At 71.3% G+C, this 24142-nt stretch carries 18 protein-coding genes; 9 read left to right on the forward strand and 9 right to left on the reverse strand.

Features of this window, described 5'->3' with window-relative positions; genetic code table 11:
* Positions 1-25 precede the first annotated feature (25 nt).
* A complete protein-coding gene (locus AC5677_RS13330; RefSeq protein WP_497195248.1) occupies positions 26-1264 on the forward strand; it encodes a GNAT family N-acetyltransferase in 1239 nt (412 codons plus the stop codon).
* Positions 1265-1297: 33 nt separating this feature from the next.
* Here the strand turns inward: AC5677_RS13330 and AC5677_RS13335 are convergent, their stop codons facing one another.
* The gene (locus AC5677_RS13335) at positions 1298-2116 is read right to left on the reverse strand and encodes an Fpg/Nei family DNA glycosylase (protein WP_497195249.1); all 819 of its coding nucleotides are present in this window, start codon (positions 2114-2116) and stop codon (positions 1298-1300) included.
* Positions 2117-2198: 82 nt separating this feature from the next.
* The gene (locus tag AC5677_RS13340) at positions 2199-2684 is read right to left on the reverse strand and encodes a ribose-5-phosphate isomerase (RefSeq protein ID WP_497195250.1); all 486 of its coding nucleotides are present in this window, start codon (positions 2682-2684) and stop codon (positions 2199-2201) included.
* Between the two features lie 180 nt (positions 2685-2864).
* Between AC5677_RS13340 and AC5677_RS13345 the strand changes: the two genes are divergently transcribed.
* Entirely contained in the window at positions 2865-4358 is a 1494-nt protein-coding gene (locus AC5677_RS13345) for an amino acid permease (RefSeq protein ID WP_497195251.1), read from the forward strand.
* 87 nt (positions 4359-4445) lie between these two features.
* Here AC5677_RS13345 and AC5677_RS13350 read toward each other — a convergent pair whose 3' ends face one another.
* Positions 4446-5039, reverse strand: coding sequence for a biotin transporter BioY (locus tag AC5677_RS13350; protein ID WP_497195252.1), 594 nt, complete (start codon positions 5037-5039; stop codon positions 4446-4448).
* 440 nt (positions 5040-5479) lie between these two features.
* On the opposite strand from AC5677_RS13350, the gene AC5677_RS13355 reads away from it, so the two are divergent.
* The 3 genes from AC5677_RS13355 (at position 5480) to AC5677_RS13365 (ending at position 9292) form a co-directional block, all read left to right on the forward strand.
* Entirely contained in the window at positions 5480-6793 is a 1314-nt protein-coding gene (locus AC5677_RS13355; protein ID WP_497196610.1) for an amino acid permease, read from the forward strand.
* 249 nt (positions 6794-7042) lie between these two features.
* On the forward strand, positions 7043-8473 hold the full coding sequence (locus AC5677_RS13360) for an amino acid permease (RefSeq protein ID WP_497195253.1): 1431 nt from the start codon (positions 7043-7045) through the stop codon (positions 8471-8473).
* Between the two features lie 177 nt (positions 8474-8650).
* Complete coding sequence (locus tag AC5677_RS13365; RefSeq protein ID WP_340484056.1) at positions 8651-9292, forward strand: superoxide dismutase; 642 nt, start codon at positions 8651-8653, stop codon at positions 9290-9292.
* Between the two features lie 206 nt (positions 9293-9498).
* Here the strand turns inward: AC5677_RS13365 and AC5677_RS13370 are convergent, their stop codons facing one another.
* Complete coding sequence (locus AC5677_RS13370; protein WP_497195254.1) at positions 9499-10143, reverse strand: mycothiol-dependent nitroreductase Rv2466c family protein; 645 nt, start codon at positions 10141-10143, stop codon at positions 9499-9501.
* A 123-nt stretch (positions 10144-10266) separates the two neighbouring features.
* Between AC5677_RS13370 and pepN (AC5677_RS13375) the strand changes: the two genes are divergently transcribed.
* Positions 10267-12852 (forward strand): aminopeptidase N, encoded by a 2586-nt coding sequence (pepN, locus tag AC5677_RS13375; RefSeq protein WP_497195255.1) that lies wholly within the window; start codon positions 10267-10269, stop codon positions 12850-12852.
* A 125-nt stretch (positions 12853-12977) separates the two neighbouring features.
* Complete coding sequence (locus AC5677_RS13380; RefSeq protein WP_497195256.1) at positions 12978-13997, forward strand: hypothetical protein; 1020 nt, start codon at positions 12978-12980, stop codon at positions 13995-13997.
* Between the two features lie 20 nt (positions 13998-14017).
* Here the strand turns inward: AC5677_RS13380 and AC5677_RS13385 are convergent, their stop codons facing one another.
* Complete coding sequence (locus AC5677_RS13385) at positions 14018-15760, reverse strand: TIGR03767 family metallophosphoesterase (RefSeq protein ID WP_497195257.1); 1743 nt, start codon at positions 15758-15760, stop codon at positions 14018-14020.
* 453 nt (positions 15761-16213) lie between these two features.
* Here AC5677_RS13385 and AC5677_RS13390 point away from each other — a divergent pair, with 453 nt between their 5' ends.
* The gene (locus AC5677_RS13390) at positions 16214-17245 is read left to right on the forward strand and encodes an aspartate-semialdehyde dehydrogenase (RefSeq protein WP_497195258.1); all 1032 of its coding nucleotides are present in this window, start codon (positions 16214-16216) and stop codon (positions 17243-17245) included.
* Between the two features lie 144 nt (positions 17246-17389).
* On the opposite strand, the gene AC5677_RS13395 is transcribed toward AC5677_RS13390, so the two are convergent.
* Positions 17390-17935: a DUF1203 domain-containing protein gene (locus tag AC5677_RS13395; protein ID WP_497195259.1), complete on the reverse strand. Its 546-nt coding sequence runs from the start codon at positions 17933-17935 to the stop codon at positions 17390-17392.
* Positions 17936-18133: 198 nt separating this feature from the next.
* Here AC5677_RS13395 and pepN (AC5677_RS13400) point away from each other — a divergent pair, with 198 nt between their 5' ends.
* Positions 18134-20707, forward strand: a complete 2574-nt coding sequence (gene pepN / locus AC5677_RS13400; protein ID WP_497195260.1) for an aminopeptidase N — start codon at positions 18134-18136, stop codon at positions 20705-20707.
* A 145-nt stretch (positions 20708-20852) separates the two neighbouring features.
* Here pepN (AC5677_RS13400) and alc read toward each other — a convergent pair whose 3' ends face one another.
* The 3 genes from alc to AC5677_RS13415 form a co-directional block, all read right to left on the reverse strand.
* Positions 20853-21998, reverse strand: a complete 1146-nt coding sequence (gene alc / locus AC5677_RS13405) for an allantoicase (RefSeq protein ID WP_497195261.1) — start codon at positions 21996-21998, stop codon at positions 20853-20855.
* Between the two features lie 125 nt (positions 21999-22123).
* Positions 22124-23071 (reverse strand): LysR family transcriptional regulator, encoded by a 948-nt coding sequence (locus AC5677_RS13410; RefSeq protein WP_497195262.1) that lies wholly within the window; start codon positions 23069-23071, stop codon positions 22124-22126.
* 23 nt (positions 23072-23094) lie between these two features.
* A complete protein-coding gene (locus AC5677_RS13415) occupies positions 23095-24027 on the reverse strand; it encodes a DMT family transporter (RefSeq protein WP_497195263.1) in 933 nt (310 codons plus the stop codon).
* Between the last annotated feature and the right edge of the window lie 115 nt (positions 24028-24142).

A 24142-nucleotide genomic window follows, 5' to 3' on the forward strand; every position in this document is an offset into this window, starting at 1 on the left:
AGACTGTCCTGCTAGTGATGGGTTTATGGCAACAGAGACGGTGGAGTTGCGTGCGCTGCGGGCGGACGAATGGGACGCGTGGTTCGACACGGTGGATGTGGCGTTCGGCGGGGTGCCGGATCCGCCGGAGCAGCGCGCCATGTGGCGGGACGTCACGGAGTTCGGCCGGATGTTCGGCGCCTGGGACGGTGCGGGCTGGGTCGGCACGGCCGGGGCGTTCTCCTTCGGGCTGACCGTGCCGGGCGGGGCGGAGGTGGCGGCGGCCGGGGTCACCGCGGTCGGTGTGCTGCCCACGCATCGCCGGCGCGGGGTGCTGCGTTCGATGATGCGGCACCAGCTGGACGAGGTCCGGGCGCGGGGTGAGGCGCTGGCGGTGCTGACGGCGTCGGAGCCGGCGATCTACGGGCGGTTCGGGTACGGCGCGGCGACGCTGGAGATGCGGATGGAGGTCGACACGGTGCGGCTGGCCGCGCCCGAGCTGCCGGGGGTGGACGGCGTACGGATGCGGCTGGTGGATCCGGCGGCCGGGCTGCCGGAGTGTGAGCGGGTCTACGGGCAGCTGGTGCCGACGCGGCCGGGGATGCTGGCGCGGCGGCCGCACTGGGATCGCTTCATGCTGGTCGATCCGCCGAGCGAGCGGAACGGCGCCGGGGATCTGCAGTGTGTGCTGGCCGAGGTGGACGGCGAGGTGCGGGGGTATGCGCGCTATGCCGTGAAGCCGGAGTCGAATGCCGCCGGGCCGTGCGGGACGGTGGTGCTGCGCGATGTCGAGGCGCTGGATCCGGTGGTGTATGCGGCGTTGTGGCGGTATCTGTTCGGGATCGATCTGACGTCGGCGGTGTCGGTGCGGTCGCGGCCGGTGGACGATGCGCTGCCGCATCTGGTGGCGGATATGCGGCGCTGCGGGATGGGTCTGCGGGAGTCGCTGTTCGTCCGGCCGGTGGAGGTGGGCGCGGCGCTCGCGGCGCGGACGTACCGGGCGCCGGTGGACGTGGTGCTGGAGGTCGCGGACCCGTTCTGCCCGTGGAACGAGGGGCGGTGGCGGCTGTCGGGTGACGAGAAGGGCGCGAGCTGCGCGCGGACCACGGACCCGGCCGAACTGGCGCTGTCCGTACGGGAGCTGGGGTCCGCCTATCTGGGCGGCTTCACGCTGTCGTCACTGGCGGCGGCGGGCCGGGTGCGGGAGCTGCGGCCCGGTGCGCTGGCGGCGGCGTCGGGGGCGTTCGGCGCGGATGTGGCGCCGTGGTTGTCGCACGGGTTCTGAGCGCCTTCCTCGCGGCCGGACGTGATCCCGGGGTCAGCTGCCGGTCGTCGGCTGGCACCCGGGGCACCAGAAGAGGTTGCGGGCGGCGAGACCGGCGGTGCGGATCTCGGTGCCGCAGATGTGGCAGCCGAGGTGGGCGCGGCGGTAGACGTAGACCTCGCCGCCGTGGTCGTCGACCCGCGGGGGGCGGCCCATGGCCTCGGGCAGGTGCTCGGGCCGTACGGTGTCGATGCGGTTGTGGCGGACGCCCTCGGCCATCAGGAACACCAGGTCGGCCCAGATGGCGTCCCATTGGGGGCGGGTGAGGTCGCGGCCGGGGAGGTAGGGGTCGATGTGGTGGCGGAAGAGGACCTCGGCGCGGTAGACGTTGCCGACGCCGGCGATGATCTTCTGGTCCATCAGCAGGGCGGCGATGGTCGTCCGGCTGCGGGAGATCCGCTGCCAGGCGCGGGCGCCGTCGTCCTGGGGGCGCAGCGGGTCGGGGCCGAGGCGGTCGTGTATCGCCTGCTTCTCGGCGTCGGTGATCAGCGCGCAGGTGGTGGGGCCGCGGAGATCCGCGTGCGCGGAGGGGCTCGCGATGCGCAGCCGGACGGTGTCGGTGGGGGGCGGGGCGGGGGCGCCGCCGAAGCCGAGTTTGCCGAAGAGGCCGAGGTGGATGTGGATCCAGCGGTCGGGGCCGAAGCCCAGGAAGAGGTGCTTTCCGTGGGCCTGGGTGTCGGCCAGCACCTGGTTGTCGACGAGGGCGGCGCCGTCGGAGAACTTGCCCTGCGGGCTGGTGGCCCGGATCGTGCGCCCCAGGAAGCGTTCGCCGTAGTCGGCGGCGAGGCGGTGGATGGTGTGGCCCTCGGGCATGGGTGTTCTCCAGTGGACGCGCCCGCCCTCCCCGGCTGCCGGGGAGGGCGGGCGACGGCTGCTTCGACGGCGGGGGCGGCGGTCAGCCCTGCGGGTGGTGCGCGGGGATGGCCGGGAGGTCGCCGGTGGTCTCGTAGGCCGAGAGCATCTCGATGCGGCGCGTGTGGCGTTCCTCGCCGGAGTACGGGGTGTTGAGGAAGACGTCGATGAAGCTCGTGGCCTCGTCCCGGGTGTGCATGCGGCCGCCGACGGAGATGACGTTGGCGTTGTTGTGCTCGCGGCCGAGCTTGGCGGTTTCCTCGCTCCAGGCCAGCGCGGCCCGTACGCCCTTGACCTTGTTGGCGGCGATCTGCTCGCCGTTGCCGGAGCCGCCGATCACGATGCCGAGGCTGTCCGGGTCGGCGGCGGTCTTCTCCGCGGCGCGGAGGCAGAACGGCGGGTAGTCGTCCTGGGCGTCGTAGATGTGGGGGCCGCAGTCGACGGGGTCGTGGCCATGGGCCTTGAGCCACTCGACGAGGTGGTTCTTGAGTTCGAAGCCGGCATGGTCGGAGCCGAGGTACACGCGCATGCGACGAGTGTGACACGGGCGTTGCGGGGAAGGCGTCGGCGGGTCATCCGCGGTGGGTCGTACCGGGGGTAGCCGACCAGGGTTTCACGCAACAATCCGACTTTGGGCCTTCCAATCGATGGGTTAACGCGGTTCTAATGCTCTGGTTCCAATCCGTGAACCACTCAAGGGACGGTGCATATGAGCGCGCACCCTCCCCCCGGCTCTCCAGGAGCAGGGGGCACCCCCGTCACCACAGCGGTACCCGGCGTCGGCGAACCCGGCAGCCGACCCGGCGGGGGGCAGTCGCAGGACGGGCTGCAGGCAGGACTGAAAAACCGCCATTTGTCGATGATCGCCATCGGCGGCGTGATCGGTGCGGGGCTGTTCGTCGGCTCCGGTGCCGGTATCGCGGCCGCCGGACCGGGCATTCTGCTGTCCTACGCGCTGACCGGGCTGCTGGTCGTGCTGGTGATGCGGATGCTCGGCGAGATGGCCGCGGCGTCCCCGACGTCCGGGTCGTTCTCCGCCTACGCCGACCGGGCGCTGGGGCGCTGGGCCGGTTTCACCATCGGCTGGCTGTACTGGTTCTTCTGGTCGGTGGTGCTGGCCGTCGAGGCGACCGCCGCGGCCGCGATCCTGACCGGCTGGGTCCCGGCCGTCCCGCAGTGGGCCTGGGCGCTGCTGGTGATGATCGTGCTGACCGGTACGAATCTGGTGTCGGTCGGGTCGTTCGGTGAATTCGAGTTCTGGTTCGCCGGCATCAAGGTCGTGGCGATCGTGGTCTTCATCGTCGTCGGCGCGCTGGCGATCTTCGGGCTGCCGCCGGGTGATCATGCGGTGGGCCTGTCGAATCTGACCGGGCACGGCGGGTTCCTGCCGCACGGGCCGGGCGCGATCCTCTCCGGCATGCTGCTGGTGGTCTTCTCCTTCATGGGAAGTGAGATCGTCACGCTGGCGGCCAGCGAGTCGCCCAATCCGGTGGTGGCCGTGCGGAAGGCCGTCAACAGCGTGATCTGGCGGATCGCGATCTTCTACATCGGGTCGATCGGGGTGATCGTGACGCTGCTGCCGTGGAACGACGCCGCGGTGGTCAAGAGCCCGTATGTGGCGGTGCTGACGTCGCTGGACATCCCGTACGCGGGCACCGTCATGGATGTGGTGGTGCTGACCGCGGTGCTGTCGTGCCTGAACTCCGGGCTGTACACCGCCTCGCGGATGGCGTTCTCGCTCGGTGAGCGGGGAGATGCGCCGAAGTCGTTCGCGACGGTCAACCGGGGTGGTGTTCCGGCGGTCGCCATCTACGCCTCGGTGGCCTTCGGGTTCGTTGCGACGATTTTCAGCTATACGTCGAAGGACACCGTTTTCCAGTTCCTGCTGAATTCGTCGGGTGCGGTGGCGCTGTTCGTGTGGCTGGTGATCTGCTTCTCCCAGCTGCGGATGCGGCGGGTCATCGAGCGGGAGACGCCGGAACGCCTGACCGTGCGGATGTGGCTGTACCCGTGGCTGACGTACGCGACGATCGGGCTGATCGTGTTCGTCGTGGGCTATATGTTCTACGACCCGGACGGGCGGAAGCAGATGGTGCTGTCGGTGGTCGCGGCGGTGGTGGTGCTGGCCGTGGGGCTGGTGCTGGACCGGCGTCGGCCGCGGGAAGCCGGCGCGGTCGCCGGGTCGCGGACCGCGCGCCGGTAGCCGCGTCACGGGTCCCGTCCCCGGAGGGCGTTACGGGCCCCGCCTCACCTTGCGGTGCGGCGGGGCCCGTTGGCGTCTGCGGCGGGGTCAGCGGCGGTTGGCCAGCTTCCAGGCGGTGGGCAGGACGCCCATGGCCAGCGCGGCCTTGAGGGCGTCGCCGATCAGGAACGGGACGAGGCCGACGGACACGGCCTGGCCGAAGCTCATGCCCGTGCTCAGCGCGAGGTAGGGGACGCCGACGGCGTAGATCAGCGCCGTACCGGCGGCCATGGTGGCGGCGGTGCGCAGGACCCCGCGGTCGCCGCCGCGGCGGGCCAGGGCGCCGACGACCGTGGCGGCGAGCAGCATGCCCAGGATGTAGCCGAAGGTGGCGCCGCCCGCGCCCGAGGCGCCGCCGGCGAACCACGGCAGGCCCGCCATGCCCGCCAGGGCGTACAGCGCGAGGGAGAGCAGGCCGCGGCCCGCGCCCAGCGAGGCGCCGACCAGGAGGGCGGCGAAGGTCTGGCCGGTGACCGGGACCGGGGAGCCGGGGACCGGGACGGCGATCTGGGCGGCGATGCCGGTGAGCGCGGCGCCGCCGATGACCAGCGCGGCGTCGCGGACGCGGGCGCGGGAGGCGGTGGCGGCGGGCAGCAGGTCGGCGAGGACCCCGTCGGGACGGGGGAGGACTGCAGTGCTCATCGGGGCTCCGCGGGGTGAAGGGGGTGGGGACAGTAGGGACGCGTTGACGTTAGCCGAGGGGGCCGGTGGCGATCATCGTGTGGCGGCGACAAAGCCGTACCGGCCCGCTTGGAGAGTTCTGCCCAACCTCCAGGGGGGTCAGACCCGTTGGGGCGGCGGCCATCTGCGCAGGTCACGTGATGCTCATCACGGCCGCGGCAGCGGCGGGGCGCCGGTTTTGTGGTAGCGCGCGGCGGGCGGGGAAACTGGGGGTCGCCCCGCAATGACCTGTGGGGTTCCACCAAAGCGGGGCCGTCGCAGTACCCCTTCGACGCACCGCGCCCTTGCGAGAGTACGAGCCCATGCGCGACGCAACGACCCCCACGGGAACCGCACCGCCCGGTGCCGGTGCCGGCGAACGAGAGCCGCTGAACGGCGGGCTCAAGCAACGCCATCTGACGATGCTGGGCCTGGGCGGGGTGATCGGCGCGGGGCTGTTCGTGGGCTCCGGCGCGGGGATCGCGGTGGCCGGGCCCGGGATCGTGCTGTCGTATCTGATCGCGGGCGCGCTGGCGATGCTGGTCATGCGGATGCTCGGGGAGATGTCGGCGGCGATGCCGGCGTCGGGGGCGTTCTCGGTGCATGCGGAGCGGGCGCTGGGGCGCTGGGCGGGCTTCAGCGTCGGCTGGCTGTACTGGTTCCTGCTGGTCGTGGTGCTCGCCGTGGAGGCGACCGGCGCGGCGGGGATCGCCGCGGGGTGGATGCCCGGCGTTCCGCAGTGGGCCTGGGTGCTGATCTTCATGGTCGTGTTCACGGCGGCCAACCTGGCGGCGGTGAAGAACTTCGGCGAGTTCGAGTTCTGGTTCGCGACGCTGAAGGTCACGGCGATCGTGCTGTTCCTGGGCTTGAGCCTGCTGGCGGTGTTCGGGGTGCTGCCGGACACGGATCCGGTCGGCATGGCGAACCTCACGGGGCAGGGCGGCTTCCTGCCGCACGGCTGGTCCGGCGTCATCTCCGGTGTGCTGGCCGTGGTGTTCGCCTTCGGCGGGCTGGAGGTCGTCACCATCGCGGCCGCCGAGTCGGACGATCCGGCGCGTGCGGTGGGGCGGGCGGTGCGCAGCGCGGTCTGGCGGATCCTCTTCTTCTACGTGGGCTCGATGCTGGTCATCGTGACGCTGCTGCCGTGGTCGGCGATGCGGCCGGGCACCAGCCCGTACGTGGCGGTGCTGGACGCCATCGGCGTGCCGGGCGCCGGGCAGATCATGAACATCGTCGTCTTCGTGGCGCTGCTGTCCGCCCTGAACGCCAATCTGTACGGGTCGTCGCGGATGGTGTTCTCGCTCGCCGAGCGGGGGGAGGCGCCGCGTGCGCTGCTGAAGGTGTCGGGGGGCGGGGTGCCGCGGCGGGCGGTGCTGGCCTCGGTGGCCTTCGGGTTCGTCTCCGTGCTGCTGAATCTGAAGTGGCCGGATTCGGTTTTCCTCTACATGCTCAATGCGGTGGGGGCGGTGCTGCTGTTCGTCTGGGGGCTGATCGCCGTCTCCCAGCTGCGGCTGCGTCCGCGTATCGAACGCGAGGCGCCCGGGAAGCTGACGCTGCGTATGTGGGGGTTCCCCTGGCTGACCTGGGTGGCGCTGGTGGCGATGGGCGGCGTGCTGGTGCTGATGCTGACCGATGACGCGGCGCGGCCGCAGTTGCTGTGGTCGGCCGGGGCGACGGCGGCGGTGCTGGCCGTGGCGGGCGTGCGGGAGCTGCGGGGGCGGCGGGCGCGGGGCTGACGTGGGTCGCGGCGGGCCGGAGAGCTGCGCCGGAGGTCACACCAGGTGGTAACTGACGATGAAACGGCCACAGGCGGTCACGATCTCGTCTGAATAGCGAACATTCGCTGCACAACTGTTGCCCTGAGCGGACACCGGCACTCAGACTGAGCGCGTTTCACCGCAGGACCCCTGGAGTTGAGCCGTCGGCGGCCCCGGGAGAACGCAGTATCGCCCCGCTTCGCTCTCACATACTGGGACAGGTACGACATGAATCGGACACCCTCGTCCGCCACGCCGCTGCGCGAGCAGACCGATGCGGTCCAGGGCGCCGGCCAGGACGGCGCCCCCGCGCTGTCCAACGGCCTCAAGCAGCGCCATCTTTCGATGATCGCCCTGGGTGGTGTGATCGGCGCCGGCCTGTTCGTCGGCTCCCGCGAGGGCATCGCCGCCGCGGGCCCCTCGATCGTGCTGGCCTATGCGGTCTCCGGCGCGCTGGTCATGCTGATCATGCGGATGCTCGGCGAGATGGCCGCGGCCAATCCGGCTTCCGGCTCCTTCTCCGTGCACGCCGGGCGCTCCATAGGCCCGTGGGCCGGCTTCACGGCGGGCTGGATGTTCACCGCGCTGCTGTGCGTGGCGGTGGCCGCCGAGGCGCTGGGCGCCGCGGGCATCATGACCCAGTGGTTCCCGGCCACCGAGCCGTGGATGTGGGTACTGCTGTTCATGGTGATCTTCACCGGCACGAACCTGGCGGCGGTCAGCAACTTCGGTGAGTTCGAGTTCTGGTTCGCCGCGCTGAAGGTCGCCGCGATCGCGATCTTCCTGGTCCTGGGCGTGCTCGCCATCTTCGGTGTGCTGCCGGGGACCCACGCGCCGGGCACCTCGCATCTGACCGGTGACGGCGGGTTCCTGCCGCACGGCACGGACGGTCTGATGGTCGGCCTGCTGGCCTCGGTGTTCGCGTACGGCGGCCTGGAGACGGTGACCATCGCGGCGGCCGAGTCCAAGGACCCGGTGCGCGGCGTCGCGAGCGCGGTGCGTACCGCGATGTGGCGGATCGCCCTCTTCTACGTCGGCTCGATGGCCATCATCGTCACCGTCATCCCCTGGAGCGCGCCCTCGATCGCCAAGAGCGGTCCCTACGTCGCCGTCCTGGACTACCTCCAGATCCCGGCGGCCGGCCAGATCATGAACGTCGTCATCCTGGTGGCGCTGCTCTCCGCGGTGAACGCCAACCTCTACGGCTCCTCCCGGATGGCGTACTCCCTCATCTCCCGCGGCCAGGGCCCGGCCTTCCTCGGCAAGGTCAGCGGCGGCGTCCCGCGCCGCGCCGTGCTGATGTGCGCCGCCTTCGGGTTCCTCGCGGTCCTCTTCAGCTTCCTGTGGCCGGACACGCTCTTCAAGTGGCTGCTGAACATGGTCGGCGCGGCCGTCCTGGTGGTGTGGGCCTTCATCGCGGTCGCCCAGCTGCGGATGCGGCGGCGGCTGGAGCGCGAGGCGCCGGAGAAGCTCGTCGTGAAGATGTGGGCCTTCCCGTTCCTGACGGTGGTGGCGCTGGTGGGCATCGTCGGCGTGCTGCTGCTGATGCTGCGGGACGAGAACCAGCGCATCCAGCTGCTGTTCACCGGCGGCTTCGGTGTGGTGCTGGCCGTGATCGGGCTGCTGCGGCAGCGGACGGCCGGCCGGAGCGCGGAGTAGCGCGCCGCCGGACACCCCTGTGAGGCGGGGCGGGATCTCCTACGGAGGTCCCGCCCCGCCTCCGTCTTTGGGACCAGGCCGGTCCCCGCACCCGGCCCGTGATCACTCCTGCTGATAGCGTGTTCTTGCACATTGTTTGCAACTACTGCATGTACGCAGCTTGGAGGCGGGATCGGCATGGCGACCTACACACTTCCGGAACTCCCCTACGACTACGCGGCACTGGCCCCGGTCATCAGCCCCGAGATCATCGAGCTGCACCACGACAAGCACCACGCGGCGTATGTGAAGGGCGCGAACGACACGCTGGAGCAGCTTGCCGAGGCGCGCGACAAGGAAGCCTGGGGCAACATCAACGGCCTGGAGAAGAACCTCGCGTTCCACCTCTCCGGCCACATCCTGCACAGCATCTACTGGCACAACATGACCGGCGACGGCGGCGGCGAGCCGCACGAAAAGGACGGCGTGGGCGAGCTGGCCGACGCCATCGCGGAGAGCTTCGGGTCGTACGCCGGGTTCAAGGCCCAGCTGACCAAGGCCGCCGCCACCACCCAGGGCTCCGGCTGGGGCGTGCTCGCGTACGAGCCGGTGACCGGGCGGCTGATCGTGGAGCAGATCTACGACCACCAGGGCAACGTCGGCCAGGGCTCGGTGCCGATCCTGGTCTTCGACGCCTGGGAGCACGCCTTCTACCTCCAGTACAAGAACCAGAAGGTCGACTTCATCGAGGCGATGTGGCAGGTCGTCAACTGGCAGGACGTCGCCAAGCGGTACGCCTCCGCGAAGCAGCGCGCGAACAACCTGCTGCTGGCGCCGTGACGGCGTAGCGGCACCGGTCGTCCTGCCTCGTGATCGTCTTCTCACCGTTCACCCGGCAGGCGGATAGAGGAATGGCCCCCGCGAGGACGTGACTCGCGGGGGCCATTCGGCGTTAAGCAAGACGTTTGCCCCGCGGTAGCGGGGATGATCCGACCGGCCCCTGAGTCCGGGTCCGGTTCATCTCGTCGGCTCCGCCTATGCGGAGATCACTCGAAGTTCGGCGGCGCCGTCCGCGTCCGCTTGATCTCGTAGAAGCCGGGGATGGACGCCACCATCAGCGTGCCGTCCCACAGCCGGGCCGCCTCCTCGCCCTTGGGGGCAGGGGTGACGACCGGGCCGAAGAAGGCAATCTGGTCGCCGTCGGATCCGGGGACGGCGATGACCGGGGTGCCGACCTCCTGGCCGACGAGGTCGATGCCCGCCTTGTGGGAGGCGCGCAGCTGCTCGTCGTAGACGTCCTTGTCGGCGTACTCGATCAGGTCGGCGGGCAGGCCGGCGTCCGCGAGGGCGGCGGCGACGCTCTCGCGGTTCACGCCGAGGCCCTCGTTGTGGATGCGCGTGCCGAGCGCGGTGTAGAGCTTGCCGACGACCTCGTCGCCGTGCAGCTGCTGGGCGGCGATCACCACCCGGACCGGGCCCCAGGCCTTGCCGCCGGGGCGCATGTTCTCGGCGTACTCCTCGGGCAGCTGGTCGAGCTTGTCCTCGTTGAGCACCGCCAGGCTCATCACATGCCAGCGCACCTCGACGGGGCGCACCTTCTCCACCTCCAGCATCCAGCGGGAGGTCATCCACGCCCACGGGCAGAGCGGGTCGAACCAGAAGTCGGCGGGTGTCTTCACGGTCTGGGACACGGGATCTCCTCTTGCGAGCTGGCGCGGTGGTGTTCCGGGGACGGTTCGCACGGTTCAACAACCCCGCACCGTGCCATGATTCCCAGTGTTCGATATTCGAGACGAGGACGAGGGAGTCACGTCGTGCCAGGTGAGAATCTGTCCCGGGACGAGGCCGCCACGCGGGGGCGACTGCTGAGCGTTGACGGGTACGACGTGGCGCTGGATGTCCGCTCAGCGGTGCAGAGCGGTGCGGCCGCCGCCACCTTCCGCTCCCGGACCACCATCCGCTTCCGCTGCGCCGAGCCGGGCGCGGCGACCTTCGCGGATCTGCTCGCCCCCGCCGTCACCTCCGTCACCCTCAACGGCCGCGAGCTGGACCCGGCCGCGGTCTTCGACGGCACCCGTATCGCGCTGGACGAGCTGGCCGCCGAGAACACCCTGGTCGTCGACGCGCAGTGCGCCTATAGCCGTACCGGCGAGGGCCTGCACCGGTTCGTCGACCCCGAGGACGGCGAGGTCTACCTCTACACGCAGTACGAGCCGGCCGACGCCCGCCGGGTCTTCGCGAATTTCGAACAGCCCGATCTGAAGGCCCCGTTCAGCTTCGAGGTGACCGCCCCGGAGGGATGGGTGGTGCTCAGCAACGGCGCCGAGGAGGGCGAACCCGAGGAAGGCCGCCACCGGTTCGCGACGACCCGGCCGATCTCGACGTACATCACGGCCGTGGTCGCCGGCCCGTACCACTACGTCGCCGACAGCTACCGCCGCACGTTCGAGGACGGCAGCGAGCTGGAGATCCCGCTGGGGGCGCTGTGCCGCAAGGGGCTGGCGCGGCATTTCGACGCGGACGACATCTTCACCGTCACCAAGCAGGGCCTGGATTTCTTCCACGACCATTTCGACTACCCGTATCCGTTCGGGAAGTACGACCAGGCCTTTGTGCCGGAATACAACCTCGGTGCGATGGAGAACCCGGGATGTGTGACCTTCCGGGAGGAATTCATTTTCCGGGGGAAGGTCACCGAGGCGTCGTACGAGGGCCGGGCCAACGTCATCCTGCACGAGATGGCGCATATGTGGTTCGGCGACCTGGTGACCATGCAGTGGTGGGACGATCTGTGGCTCAAGGAGTCGTTCGCTGACTTCATGGGGGCGTTCTCGCTGGTGGGGGCGACGCGGTTCCGCAACGGCTGGATCACGTTCGCCAACCGGCGTAAGTCGTGGGCCTATCGCGCCGATCAGCTGCCGTCCACCCACCCGGTCACCGCGGACATCCGCGACCTGGAGGACGCCAAGCTGAATTTCGACGGCATCACGTATGCGAAGGGCGCCTCGGTGCTCAAGCAGCTGGTGGCGTATGCGGGGCAGGAGGCATTTCTCGAAGGCGCGCGGCGGTATTTCAAGCGGCATGCGTACGGGAACACGCGGCTGACGGATCTGCTGGCGGTGCTGGAGGAGACCTCGGGGCGGGACATGGCCGCCTGGTCGCGCGCCTGGCTGGAGACGGCGGGGGTCAACTCCCTCACCCCGCAGGCCACTTACGACGCCCAGGACCGGATCACCGAGCTGAGCATCTTCCAGGAGGCCCCGGCCACGCACCCGCAGCTGCGGCCGCACCGCGTCGCGGTGGGGCTCTACCGGCGGCAGGGCGACGGCGCGCTGGAGCGCTACGCCCGCGCCGAGGCGGATGTCGCGGGGCCGCACACGGTCGTCACGGAGCTGGCCGGGGCCGAGCGGCCGGAGCTGATCCTGGTCAACGACGACGATCTGACGTACTGCAAGACCCGGTTCGACGCGGAATCGCTGGCCACCCTGCGGGCCCGGCTCGGTGAGCTCGTCGACCCGCTGGCACGGGCGCTGTGCTGGGCCGCGCTGTGGGGCCTGACCCGGGACGGGCTGATGCCGGCCCGCGACTACCTGGACCTGGTGCTGCGCTTCGCGGGCCGGGAGACCGAGATCGGGGTGCTGCAGTCGCTGCACACCCAGGCCCGTACGGCGCTGGAGCTCTACTCCGCTCCCGAGCGCCGTGCGGCCGCCACCCGGGAGCTGGCCGAGGGCGCGCTGCGCGAGCTGCGGCCGGCCGAGCCGGGCAGCGGGCATCAGCTGGCCTGGGCCCGGCACTTCGCGTCGATCGCCTCCAGCCCCGCCGATCTGCAGCTGCTGCGCGGCCTGCTGGACGGCAGCGCGAAGATCGACGGTCTGGAGGTGGACCAGGAACTGCGCTGGACGTTCCTGGAGCCGCTGGCCGCGCACGGCGCCGCGGACGAGGCCGTCATCGCCGCCGAGCTGGCCCGCGACGACACCGCCTCCGGCCGGCGCCACCAGATCCGCTGCCTGGCCGCCCGGCCGTCCGCCGAGGTCAAGGCGCGGGCCTGGGCCGATGTCGTCGAATCCGACGCGCTCTCGAACGCCCTGGTGGAGGCCACCATCAGCGGGTTCGTGCAGTTCGGGCAGCGGGAGCTGCTGGCGCCGTACGCGCCGCGCTACTTCGCCGCGATCGAGCGGGTGTGGCAGGAGCGGTCCATCGAGATCGCGATGTCGGTGGTGCGGGGGCTGTTCCCGTCCTGGCTGGTGGCGCAGTCCACGCTGGACGCCGCGGACGCCTGGCTGGCCGGGCACGCGGATGCGGCGCCGGCGCTGCGCCGGATGGTGTCGGAGGAACGGGACGATCTTGCCCGCGCGCTGCGCGCACAGGCTTGTGACGAGGCGGCCGCCCCCACCCCGTAACCCCCGTCCCGACCAGCCCTTCTCGGCAGTCGAACGCCCGTACTTTAGGACAGGCTTGTCCGGTTTGAGCTACGGGCGTGTAACAGCGGTTAGCGGGCGGAGCGGGTACGGGAAAGTGCCGGGTCATGAACCACGACACACCGCTCTCCCCGCTCCCCCTCCGCCACCTCGCAGACGTCCAGTGCCGGGTGCTGACCACCCGGCAGCTGCGCGAGCACGGCGTGCTGCCCGCGGAGATCACCGAACGGTGCCGGCCCGGCGGTCCCTGGCAGCCGGTCCTGCCCGGTGTGTATCTGCTGCACCCCGGACCGCCCACCAGCGAGGAACGGCTGCACGCGGTGCTGCTGTACGCCCGCCACCGGACCCCGACCGTGCCCCGCCAGGGCGGCCGGCCCGACGCCCCGGCGGCGATGATCACCGGACTGGCGGCGCTCGCCCTGTACGGCTTCACCACCGCTCCCCCGCTGCTCGCCCTCGACCGCATCGAGGTGCTGGTCGCCCGCACCCGCCGGCTGCGCTCGACCGGCTTCGCCCAGATCGTCCGGGCGCCGGAGCTGCCGGTGCCGCAGGAGGTCACCGGGGTGCCCACCGCGCCGGTCCCGCGCGCGGTCGCGGACGCGGTCGCCGAGCTGACCGACGCGTCCACGGTGCGCCGGCTGCTGACCGAGGCGGTACGCGGCGGGCACTGCGAGGCGGCCGCGCTGGTGCGGGAGCTGAGCCGGACGCGGCTGCTGACCCGGCCGCATGTGGTGGACGCGGTGGACACCCTGATGGCCGAGGGCCGGGCGCTGGCCGAGCAGCGGCTGTACGCGATGGTGCACCACCACGGCCTGCCCGATCCGCTCTGGAACGTCGATCTGCGGCTGCCGGGCGGCCCCCACCTGGGCGGCGTGGACGCGTACTGGCCGGAGCACGCGGTGGCCGTGGAGATCGACACCCGCGCCCCGCACCCCGAGGAGGACCCGCTGCACGCTCCGTACGACCACAAGCGCGAGCACCTGGAGCGGCTGGGCATCACGGTGGTGCGCTGCCTGCCGCGCACCCTGCGCGATGCCCCCGGCCAGCAGGCCGCGGTGGTCCGTACGGCCCTGATGGCGTCCGCCGACCGGGAGCCGAGCGCGTATGTGGTCGTGCTGCCGCGTTGACGGGGCCCGGAGCCTGCCGGTCAACGCTTCAGCAGCAGCTCCACGTTGCGGTCCCGGGCCGTACCCGCCAGGTCCGTACGGGCCTGCGGCGCATTGAACGACAGCTCCCGGTAGAGGGCCGCCAGACCCGTCTGGGAGAGGTCGGTGAAGTCCGTACGGTGCGGGGCCGCCGACTCGACCAGCGTCGTGAACAGCGACAGCGTGCCGTCGTGGTTGTCCACCAGCTCGATGACCCGGGCCAGCTGCGGGAAGTCGATGTGCGAGGCGGTGGACACCTCCCAGAAGCTGCCGTGCGCGGTGATGTCGTTCTTGTGGCTGTGGCCGTTGATCCAGCCGACGACGGCGGGGTGGGCGGCCAGCAGCTCGACCAGCTCCGCGCCGCCGTGCCGCTTCTCGTGCGGGTGGGCCGGGTCGGGCCGGGTGTTGTTCATGGTTTTGCTGGTGTGGTGGCTGAAGACCAGGACGTGCCGGCCGGCGCCCTTCTTCTCCTCCTGCAGCACCCGCTTGAGCCAGCGCAGCTGGCCGTCGCCTATGGAGCCGGTGTAGTGGCCGCCGGGGTCGGTGGTGTCCAGGCTGATGCCCAGGACGTGGTCGGAGACCGGGAAGGTGTAGTACATCCGGTTCTCGGCGAGATGGGCGGCGGTGTAGCCGTGGCCGTGCGGGCCGGGGCCGGTGCGGGCCGGGTCGAGGTGGGCCTTGAGGTACTCGGCGCGGGTGAAGGGGGCGCGGCGCTCGTCGGGGGTGACCGGGCGGGTCTGCTTCGTATGCGCCTTGAGCAGCCGCTTGAAGTCCTCCCCCTTGGGGTCGAGGCCGTTCTTGACCGCCTTCCACACCTTCGCGGCCTCGGCGGCGGGCAGCGTCTCCAGCTTGCGGCCGCCGGTGGCGATCTCGGTCCAGAAGGGGTCGCCGGGCGCGTAGCAGCCGCCGGGCAGCGAGTCGTGGTTGCCGACCGTGGAGTACCAGGGCAGCCGCAGCCCCGGGCTGTGGACGGTGCGGATCGCGGCGTCGAGGAACCCGTCCAGGCGCGGGAAGCCCAGCTTCTTGTCGGCGTCGCGCAGGGCGCTGTCCGGCTGCCAGTAGAGGGTCAGGCCGCTGTCCTGGACGCCTTCGTAGCGGCGCGGGTTGCCGGAGTTGGGGGTGATCCGGCCGCCGCTCATGGCCGTCAGGAACCACTCCAGTTCCAGCTTGGAGTTGTTGTCGGTGTTGTCCCCGGTGGTCATCACGAAGGACAGCGGGGCGCCGGTGGCGGGCCCGCCCGGCAGCGCGTTGACCCGCTCGATCAGCGAGATCACCCCGGCGACGGAGAGCGCCTCCTGCGGCCGCCAGGCGCTCGCGGTCTCGGCGCGCAGGTACTCGTAGCGCAGCGGGCTCTGCACGTCGACCAGATGCAGGTCGGTGAACTGGACGAAGGACGCCAGGGCGGTGCGGCGGCGGTCGCGCCCGGCGTGGGCGCCGGCCAGCTCGGCGCGGACGACCCGGTCCCAGGCGGGGCCGTCGGCGAGCCGGCGGTAGCCGGAGGTGCCGCGGGGGGCGGCGACGCTCCCCAGGGTGGTGCCCTTGGTGTACGGGCCGTGCGGGACGGCGGGGGCGGACACCGGGCCGGGGGCGACGGGGGCCGGGCCCGGGGTGACGGTGGCGGCCGCGGCGGGGCGGTCGCCACCGAGGCCGAGGGTGAGCCCGAGCCCGGTGGCGGCGCCGACGGCACCGGTGGCGGCGAGGAAGGTACGGCGGTCGAGGGTGGCTGCGGACCGTATGCGGGACATGCGCGGACTCCCCGGGTGCGAACGCGAAGGCGGCCGGGCAGCACAACTGCCCTGTCACCTGGGATCGTTGGCATCGGGAATGACCTGGGAGTGAACGGCACCGCAACGCCGTTTGCCCATCACCGCACAGGGATCACCCACCGCCGTCGCCGTCATCGGACGGCCATCGCGCCCGGCCCCCGGCAACGCATGACGGTCATCCGGTGTTCATGTACCGGGGTAACCCGCCCGGCCCCATCCCCCTCGGGCGCCGTCACCGTCCGCCGCCGACCCTGACTCTCCGTGGCTGCGGCCGCCCGTCCGGCCGTATCCGACCCGATCCTGACCAGCCTGCCCACGCTCCACGGAATGGAACGGATTGGACAAGGCGACGGGGTTCACACACATGATGGGAGCACTACTGAGCAGGTGTTCCCAGCAGACATCTCCATCAGGTCGGAAAGAAGGAGTCCCATGAGGATCGGAATCGTCGGAGCCACCGGACAGGTCGGCGGCGTGATGCGGGGCATTCTCGCCGAGCGGAACTTCCCGGTCGAGCAGCTGCGCCTGTTCGCTTCGGCCCGGTCCGCCGGACGCACGCTGCCCTGGCAGGACACCGAGATCACCGTCGAGGACGCGGCCACCGCCGACTACTCGGCCCTGGACATCGTGCTCTTCTCGGCCGGTGGCGCCACCTCCAAGGCGCTGGCGGAGAAGGTCGCCGACGCCGGCCCGGTAGTGATCGACAACTCCTCGGCCTGGCGCCGTGACCCCGAGGTCCCCCTCGTCGTCTCCGAGGTGAACCCGCAGGCGATCACGGACCGCCCCAAGGGCATCATCGCCAACCCGAACTGCACGACGATGGCCGCGATGCCGGTGCTGCGCCCGCTGCACGACGAGGCCGGCCTCGTCTCGCTGGTCGTCGCCACCTACCAGGCGGTGTCCGGCAGCGGCCTCGCCGGTGTGGCGGAGCTGGAGGGGCAGGCCCGTAAGGTCATCGACCAGGACGCCACCAAGCTGGTGCACGACGGCGGCGCGGTGGAGTTCCCCGAGCCCGACACCTACGTCGCGCCGATCGCCTTCAATGTGCTGCCGATGGCCGGCTCCATCGTCGACGACGGTCTGAACGAGACCGACGAGGAGCAGAAGCTCCGCAACGAGAGCCGCAAGATCCTGGAGATCCCGGACCTGAAGGTGTCCGGCACCTGCGTCCGGGTCCCCGTCTTCACCGGCCACTCCCTCCAGGTCAACGCCCGCTTCGCGCGTCCGCTGAGCCCCGCCCGCGCCCAGGAGCTGCTGGCCGGCGCCCCCGGCGTCACCCTCTCCGACGTGCCGACCCCGCTCGAGGCGGCCGGCCAGGACGCGTCCTTCGTGGGCCGCATCCGCGCGGACGAGACCGCCGAGAACGGCCTGTCGCTGTTCGTCTCCAACGACAACCTCCGCAAGGGCGCCGCGCTGAACGCCGTCCAGATCGCGGAGCTGGTCGCCGCGGAGCTGCGCGGCTGACTTCTGCGGCTGAACCGCCGCCGCTCTCGCGGAGGTGGTTGCTCGCCGTGTGGGTTGCTCAATTGATGGCTGATGTGCCCGGCGAGGGCCCGTACGAGACTCCGTACGGGCCCTCGCCGCTTTCACGGCACCGCAGGGCCCGGCTCAGGGGCGGCGCACCTCGAACTGGAAGCAGCCGTACTCCACGGCCCGGACGTGCACCAGCGCCACCTCCGGGTCGGCGAAGGCCTCCTCGAAGCCCGCGTCGTACCTGTCGGAGGCCTCCTGCGGGACCTCGATGAGCCGCCCGCCGACGATCTGGCCCGCGGCGTTGTAGCGGCGCATCGTCCGGAACTCCCCGGGGTCGGCGAACGGATACCCGGCGGCGTCCGGGTCCGGCCCCGCGCACTCCTCGGCGTGGATGAACACCGGGCCGACCTCGCCGTACGCGCCGGGGTCGGCCCCGGTGGCCGCCGCCCAGCGGCGCAGCGGGGCGTACGAGACCAGCGCGATCCGGTCACCCGGCTCGACCACCCGCAGACAGCAGCGGAGCGGGGAGCCGACGCAGTCCACCGGGATGCCGTCCTCGCGCGCGGTGAAGGGCTCCGGCGGGCGGCCGGCGTCGTCGACGACCTGGAGCTCCTGGAGAGCGGTGGGGGTGATGGGCCGGGGGGCGTAGCGGAGGGGGGAGGCAGAGATGTGCTTGATCATGCGTCCAGAGTGAGGCGTCGGCCGGGCGGTTGCTGGCGGCTTTCGGACGTCGCGTCGGCCACCGGGCCCGGCCCGCACGGAGCGGCGGTCCCGGCCCCGGACCCATGATCGTCGGCACCGCCCACGATCAGGTGACCCGCTCCGTGGAAGGATGGCCGAAGAGTCCGATGCGATGACGAATGCGAAGGAGATGGCCGGGTGCCTGGCACGAATCTGACCCGCGACGAGGCGCAGCAGCGGGCGCGGCTGCTGAGCGTGGACGCGTACGAGATCGATCTCGACCTCTCCGGTGCGCAAGAGGGCGGTGTCTACCGGTCCACCACGACGGTGCGCTTCGACGCGGCCGAGGCGGGCGCGGAGACCTTCATCGATCTGGTCGCGCCGACCGTGCACGACGTCGTGCTCAACGGTGAAGCGCTGGATGCGGCCGCGGTGTTCAAGGATTCGCGGATCGCGCTGGCGGGGCTGCGGGCGGGACGCAATGAGCTGACGGTCGTCGCCGACTGCGCGTACACCAACACCGGTGAGGGGCTGCACCGGTTCGTCGACCCGGTGGACCAGCAGGCCTACCTTTACACGCAGTTCGAGGTGCCGGATGCGCGCCGGGTGTTCGCCTCTTTCGAGCAGCCCGACCTGAAGGCGACGTTCCAGTTCACCGTGAAGGCGCCCACGGGCTGGACGGTGATCTCCAACTCGCCGACCCCCGAGCCCGGCGGCGCCGAGGGGACCGTATGGCGCTTCGAGCCCACGCCGCGCATCTCCACCTACATCACCGCGCTGATCGTGGGCCCGTACCACAGCGTGCACAGCACCTACGAGAAGGACGGGACCAGCGTCCCGCTGGGCATCTACTGCCGTCCCTCGCTGGCCGACCACCTCGACGCGGACGCGATCTTCGAGGTCACCCGGCAGGGCTTCGAGTGGTTCCAGGAGAAGTTCGACTACGCCTACCCGTTCGCGAAGTACGACCAGCTCTTCGTGCCGGAGTTCAACGCCGGCGCGATGGAGAACGCGGGCGCGGTGACCATCCGCGACCAGTACGTCTTCCGCTCGAAGGTGACGGACGCGGCGTACGAGGTGCGTGCGGAGACGATCCTGCACGAGCTGGCGCACATGTGGTTCGGCGACCTGGTCACCATGGAGTGGTGGAACGACCTGTGGCTGAACGAGTCGTTCGCCACCTACACCTCGATCGCCTGCCAGGCCTACGCCCCGGGCTCGAAGTGGCCGCACTCGTGGACGACGTTCGCCAACTCCATGAAGACCTGGGCGTACCGGCAGGACCAGCTGCCGTCCACCCACCCGATCATGGCCGAGATCCGCGATCTCGACGATGTGCTGGTGAACTTCGACGGCATCACGTATGCCAAGGGCGCCTCGGTCCTCAAGCAGCTCGTGGCGTATGTCGGCATGGAGGAGTTCTTCCAGGGCGTGCAGGCCTATTTCAAGGCGCACGCGTTCGGGAACACCCGGCTGAGCGACCTGCTGGGCGCGCTGGAGGAGACCTCCGGCCGCGACCTGAAGACCTGGTCGAAGAAGTGGCTGGAGACGGCGGGCATCAACATTCTGCGGCCGGAGATCGAGGTGGCCGCCGACGGCACCGTCACCGCGTTCGCGGTGCGGCAGGAGGCCCCGGCGCTGCCGGCCGGCGCGAAGGGCGAGCCCGTCCTGCGCCCGCACCGGATCGCGATCGGCTGCTACGACCACCAGGACGGCAAGCTCGTCCGCACCAGCCGCATCGAGCTGGACGTGGACGGTGAGCTGACCGAGGTGCCGCAGCTGGTGGGCGCGGCGCGGCCGGCCGTCATCCTCCTCAACGACGACGACCTGTCGTACGCCAAGGTCCGCCTGGACGAGGAGTCGCTGAAGGTCGTCACCGAGCACCTCGGCGACTTCACCGAGTCGCTGCCGCGCGCGCTGTCGTGGGCGTCGGCATGGGACATGACGCGGGACGCCGAACTCCCCACCCGCGACTATCTGTCGCTGGTGATGTCCGGCATCGGCAAGGAGTCGGACATCGGCGTGGTCCAGTCGCTGCACCGTCAGGTGAAGCTGGCGCTGGACCTGTACGCGGCCCCCGCGTGGCGCGAGACGGGCCTGGCGGCCTGGACGGAGTTCGCGCTGGAGCAGCTGAAGGCGGCCGCGCCCGGCGGCGACCACCAGCTGGCCTGGGCCCGCGCGTTCGCCGCCGCGGCCCGTACGGGCGACCAGCTCGACCTGCTGCAGGGCCTGCTGGACGGCACCGAAGAGGTGGCGGGGCTGGTGGTGGACACCGAGCTGCGGTGGTCGCTGCTGCAGCGGCTGGCCGGCACCGGGCGCGCGGACGAGAAGGCCATCGCCGCGGAGCTGGAGCGGGACAAGACCTCGGCGGGCGAGCGGCATGCGGCCACAGCCCGCGCGGCGCGGCCGACGGCGGAGGCCAAGGCGGAAGCCTGGGGCTCGGTCGTGGAGTCCGACACGCTCCCCAACGCCGTCCAGGAGGCCGTCATCGGCGGCTTCGTCCAGACCGATCAGCGCGAACTGCTGGCGCCCTACACCGCGAAGTACTTCGACGTGGTCAAGAGCGTGTGGGACGCGCGCAGCCACGAGATGGCGCAGCAGATCGCGGTCGGGCTCTACCCGGCGCTGCAGGTCTCCCAGGAGACCCTGGACGCCACGGACGCCTGGCTGGCCTCGGCCGGGCCGAGCCCGGCGCTGCGCCGCCTGGTGACCGAGTCCCGGTCGGGCATCGAGCGGGCGCTGAAGGCGCAGGCGGCGGACGCGGCCGCCTGATCGTCCCCCATGGGAACGCCCGGCGGACGGGCGCCAGTTGCGTTGCCGTCTGCCGGGCGTGATGGGGGTCCCCTGCTCCTTGAGAGCTCGGGGGAGGGTTCGCCGGGTCCCGTCCCCTCCACGGGGCCCGGCGAAAGAGGGTGCGTCAGCCGTTGAGCTCGGTGAAGCGGCGGCCGAGTTCGGCGCGGCCGGCTTCGGTGAGCGTGCCGTGGACGCGCATCCGGGCGAGGCCGCCGTCGGGGAAGACGTCGAGCCGTACGTGGGTGGCCGTGACGGACCCGGGCAGCTTGAAGCGGTGCGGGGTGTCCGGCTGGAGCTTCGTCTTCGGCAGGATCTCGAACCAGGAGGACTCGTCGGCGGGGTCGCCGTTGCAGCCGCTCAGGGCCGCCCAGCCCGCCGAGTTGCCCTTGAGGTACGCGGTGTCGATCTCGACGGCGCGGATCTCGCCCTGTGCGGCGAGCCGGAAGCGGACCCAGTCGTTGGTGCCCTTGACCCGGCGGCGGCGGTTCTCCCAGCCGTCGTCCATCTTGCGGGAGAGGTCGGGCTGGATGATCTGGGTGGGCGAGGAGTAGAAGCGGTCCGAGGCGTCCTCGACGGTGCCGCCGTGCATGACGGAGGCCAGGTCGAGGGTGCCGAGGACGTCCAGCCACTCCGGGTCCGGTACGACCTCGCCGTAGACCCGCAGGCGGGCTATGCCGCCGTCGGGGTGCTGCTTGAGGCGGAGGTGGGTGAAGCGGCGCTCGGCGGTGACCTCGAAGCCGTTGGCGGCGTGGCCGCGGACCGGCGTGCGCGGGACGAGCTCCTCCCACTTCACGTCGGCGGCGAGGAGGTCCTCGGGGCTGGGGCTGCCGGGCAGGGACGTCGCCTCGACGGTGACCTGCTGGGGGTAGTTGCCACGGAAGTGGGCGGTGTCGACGATGACGCCGCGGATCACGCCGGGGGCGGCGAGACGGATCAGCGCCCAGTCGTGCTCGTCGTCGGTCGGGAAGGGGTGGTCGCCGTCGGCGCCGCGGCGGCGCCGGGTCTCCCAGCCGTCCATGATCTTGCCCTTGTGGCCGAAGTGCTCGGGGTCGAAGACCGCCGGGTTCGGCTTCAGCAGATTCTCGCGCTCGGCGAAGAACTCGTCGTTCGCGGCGATGACCCCGGCGCCGAAGCGGCGGTCGGCGAGGTCGACCAGCGAGGTGAAGGGGAAGTCCCCGCCGCGGTAGTCGGCGTAGGGGTCTCCGCCACCGTAGGGGCTGGCGTCGTTGGCGTGCGGATCAGTGGAGTCGGCGGCCGGGGTGGCGGTCATCGTTGCCCTTCGGTGGGGAGGGGGTGCGGACCGCTCCACGGTCGCAGAGCTGGAACCCCCAGGTCCATCGAAAGTTCTTGAGGGCTATGTTCAGCAGAATTGAAAGGTAGTGGCGGTTTAAACCGTCAGCGGACGTGAGCTTCGCCCTGCGCCTGGCCCGCCGCCGCCTGCCGCAGCGCCGCCAGCACCCGGGACAGCCCCGGCGCCCCTTCGGAACCGCGCCGGGCCGCCGCCACCACATGCCGGCGCGGCTGATCGGCGTGCAGCACCCGCAGGGCGACGCCGCCGCCCCGCTCCCCGTGGGCACCGGCGCCGCCCGCCATCGCCATCCGGGGCACCAGCGCCACCCCCATCCCCGCCGCGACCATCGCCAGGATCGCGCCCCAGTCCGCGGCGGCATGCGCCTGCTCGGGCACGAACCCGGCGCTCTCGCACGCGGTGGTGGTGATCTGCGACCAGGGACCGCTGCTGCCGAAGATCCAGGGCTCGTTCGCCAGGTCCGCCAGCCGCAGCCCCGGCTCGGCCGCCAGCGGATGACCGGCCGGCAGCGCCACGTCCAGCGGATCGGCCAGCAGCGAGACCCGGCTGAACTTCGGGTCACGCGGGGTGGGCGCATGGGCGGCCAGCGACAGCGCGAGATCGACGCTGCCCTCGGCGAGCAGCTCGTACGCGGCCTCCGCCTCGGCCTCCCGTACGACCACGGCCAGGCCCGGATGCGTCCGGCGCAGCTCCTGTACGGCGGGCACCACCAGCGCGGGGATGGCCGTGGAGAAGGCGCCGACCCGCACCTGGCCGGCCTCTCCCTGGAGGTAGCCGAGCAGCTCCGCATCCGCCCGTTCGAGCTGGGCGAAGACCGCCTCGGCGTGCCGCAGCACCAGCTGCGCGGCGTCGGTCAGCCGCACCCGCCGCCCCTGCGCCTCCAGGAGCGTGACCCCGAGCTGCCGGGCGAGCCCGGTCAGCTGCTGGGAGACCGCCGAGGGCGTCATGTGCAGCGCCTCGGCGGTCGCGGTGACCGTGCCCAGCTCTTGGAGTGTGCGCAGGATACGCAGCTTCTTGATGTCCCAGTCGGCCATGCGGGCAGCGTATGCGTACCCGGTCAGCGTCTGCTCCCGGCGCCGAGCGCGACCCCCGCGACGATCAGGATCATGCAGACCACCTGGACGGCGCCCACCTCCTCGCCGAGCGCCGCGAACGACAGCAGCGCGACGCAGACCGGCTGGAGGTAGTAGATGACCCCGGCACGGGTGGCGCCCACCAGCGCGATGGCCTTGTTCCAGGTGAAGTAGGCGACGGCGGACGAGAAGATCCCGATGTAGAGGAGCGGGCCGACGGTCCCGGCGCCCGGCTCGAAGCCGCCCTGGAGGGCGAGGCTGACGCCGTACGCGGGGGCCAGCATCGCCGCTCCCAGCGCAAAGGTCATGAACAGGAACGACAGGCCGCCGATCTGCTCGGGGCGGCGGCGCAACAGCGCGCTGTAGCCGGCGAAGGTGGCGGTGGCGGCCACCATCCACAGGTCTCCGGGCGCGAGGTCCAGCCGCAGTACGGCGGCCGGCGAGCCCTTGCCGACCAGCGTCACCACGCCCGCCAGCGCGATCACCATCCCGGCGATCCGCCGTGCGCCGAGCTTCTCACCGCCCCGGGCGAACAGGGCGATCATGGCAGGTGAGGCGGCCGCGATCATGGCCATGTTGGTGGCCGAGGTGCTGCGCCCCGCCTGGTAGATGAGGGTGTTGAAGAGGGTGACGCCGAGCAGCGCGGCCAGCGTCAGGAAGCCGAGGTGCCGGCGGATGACCGGCCACTGGCGGCGGACCTCGGGCAGGGCGAGCGGGGCGACCGCGAGCAGCGCGATGATCCAGCGCCAGAAGGCGGTCTGGACGGGTGGCACGGTGTCGTGCAGGGCGCGGGCGATGACGAAGTTGCCGGACCAGATGACGGTCGCGGTCAAGGCGAGCGCCAGGCCGGCGGACGAGGCCCGGCCGTCCTTCTTCGGTGTGGTGCGGTGTGCGCGGACCCTCTCCAGGACTGCCACGGTTTCCTCTCCCTCGGTGGTGTGCGGGATCCACCGTGGCAGCCCATCAAACATCAGGTCCAGCGAATAATTTTACCGAGATCGTTCAGTTGAACTGAACGATGTGACGCCCGTC

The organism is Streptomyces sp. JLSY215 (assembly GCF_059682825.1).

Coding starts and splice junctions, on each gene's coding strand:
- AC5677_RS13350 (WP_497195252.1), bottom strand. CDS start 5,039: ATGAGCACTGCAGTCCTCCCCCGTCCCGACGGGGTCCTCGCCGACCTG.
- AC5677_RS13345 (WP_497195251.1), top strand. CDS start 2,865: ATGAGCGCGCACCCTCCCCCCGGCTCTCCAGGAGCAGGGGGCACCCCC.
- AC5677_RS13365 (WP_340484056.1), top strand. CDS start 8,651: ATGGCGACCTACACACTTCCGGAACTCCCCTACGACTACGCGGCACTG.
- alc (WP_497195261.1), bottom strand. CDS start 21,998: ATGACCGCCACCCCGGCCGCCGACTCCACTGATCCGCACGCCAACGAC.
- AC5677_RS13335 (WP_497195249.1), bottom strand. CDS start 2,116: ATGCCCGAGGGCCACACCATCCACCGCCTCGCCGCCGACTACGGCGAA.
- AC5677_RS13385 (WP_497195257.1), bottom strand. CDS start 15,760: ATGTCCCGCATACGGTCCGCAGCCACCCTCGACCGCCGTACCTTCCTC.
- AC5677_RS13360 (WP_497195253.1), top strand. CDS start 7,043: ATGAATCGGACACCCTCGTCCGCCACGCCGCTGCGCGAGCAGACCGAT.
- AC5677_RS13340 (WP_497195250.1), bottom strand. CDS start 2,684: ATGCGCGTGTACCTCGGCTCCGACCATGCCGGCTTCGAACTCAAGAAC.
- AC5677_RS13390 (WP_497195258.1), top strand. CDS start 16,214: ATGAGGATCGGAATCGTCGGAGCCACCGGACAGGTCGGCGGCGTGATG.
- AC5677_RS13355 (WP_497196610.1), top strand. CDS start 5,480: ATGCTGGGCCTGGGCGGGGTGATCGGCGCGGGGCTGTTCGTGGGCTCC.
- AC5677_RS13380 (WP_497195256.1), top strand. CDS start 12,978: ATGAACCACGACACACCGCTCTCCCCGCTCCCCCTCCGCCACCTCGCA.
- AC5677_RS13395 (WP_497195259.1), bottom strand. CDS start 17,935: ATGATCAAGCACATCTCTGCCTCCCCCCTCCGCTACGCCCCCCGGCCC.
- AC5677_RS13410 (WP_497195262.1), bottom strand. CDS start 23,071: ATGGCCGACTGGGACATCAAGAAGCTGCGTATCCTGCGCACACTCCAA.
- AC5677_RS13330 (WP_497195248.1), top strand. CDS start 26: ATGGCAACAGAGACGGTGGAGTTGCGTGCGCTGCGGGCGGACGAATGG.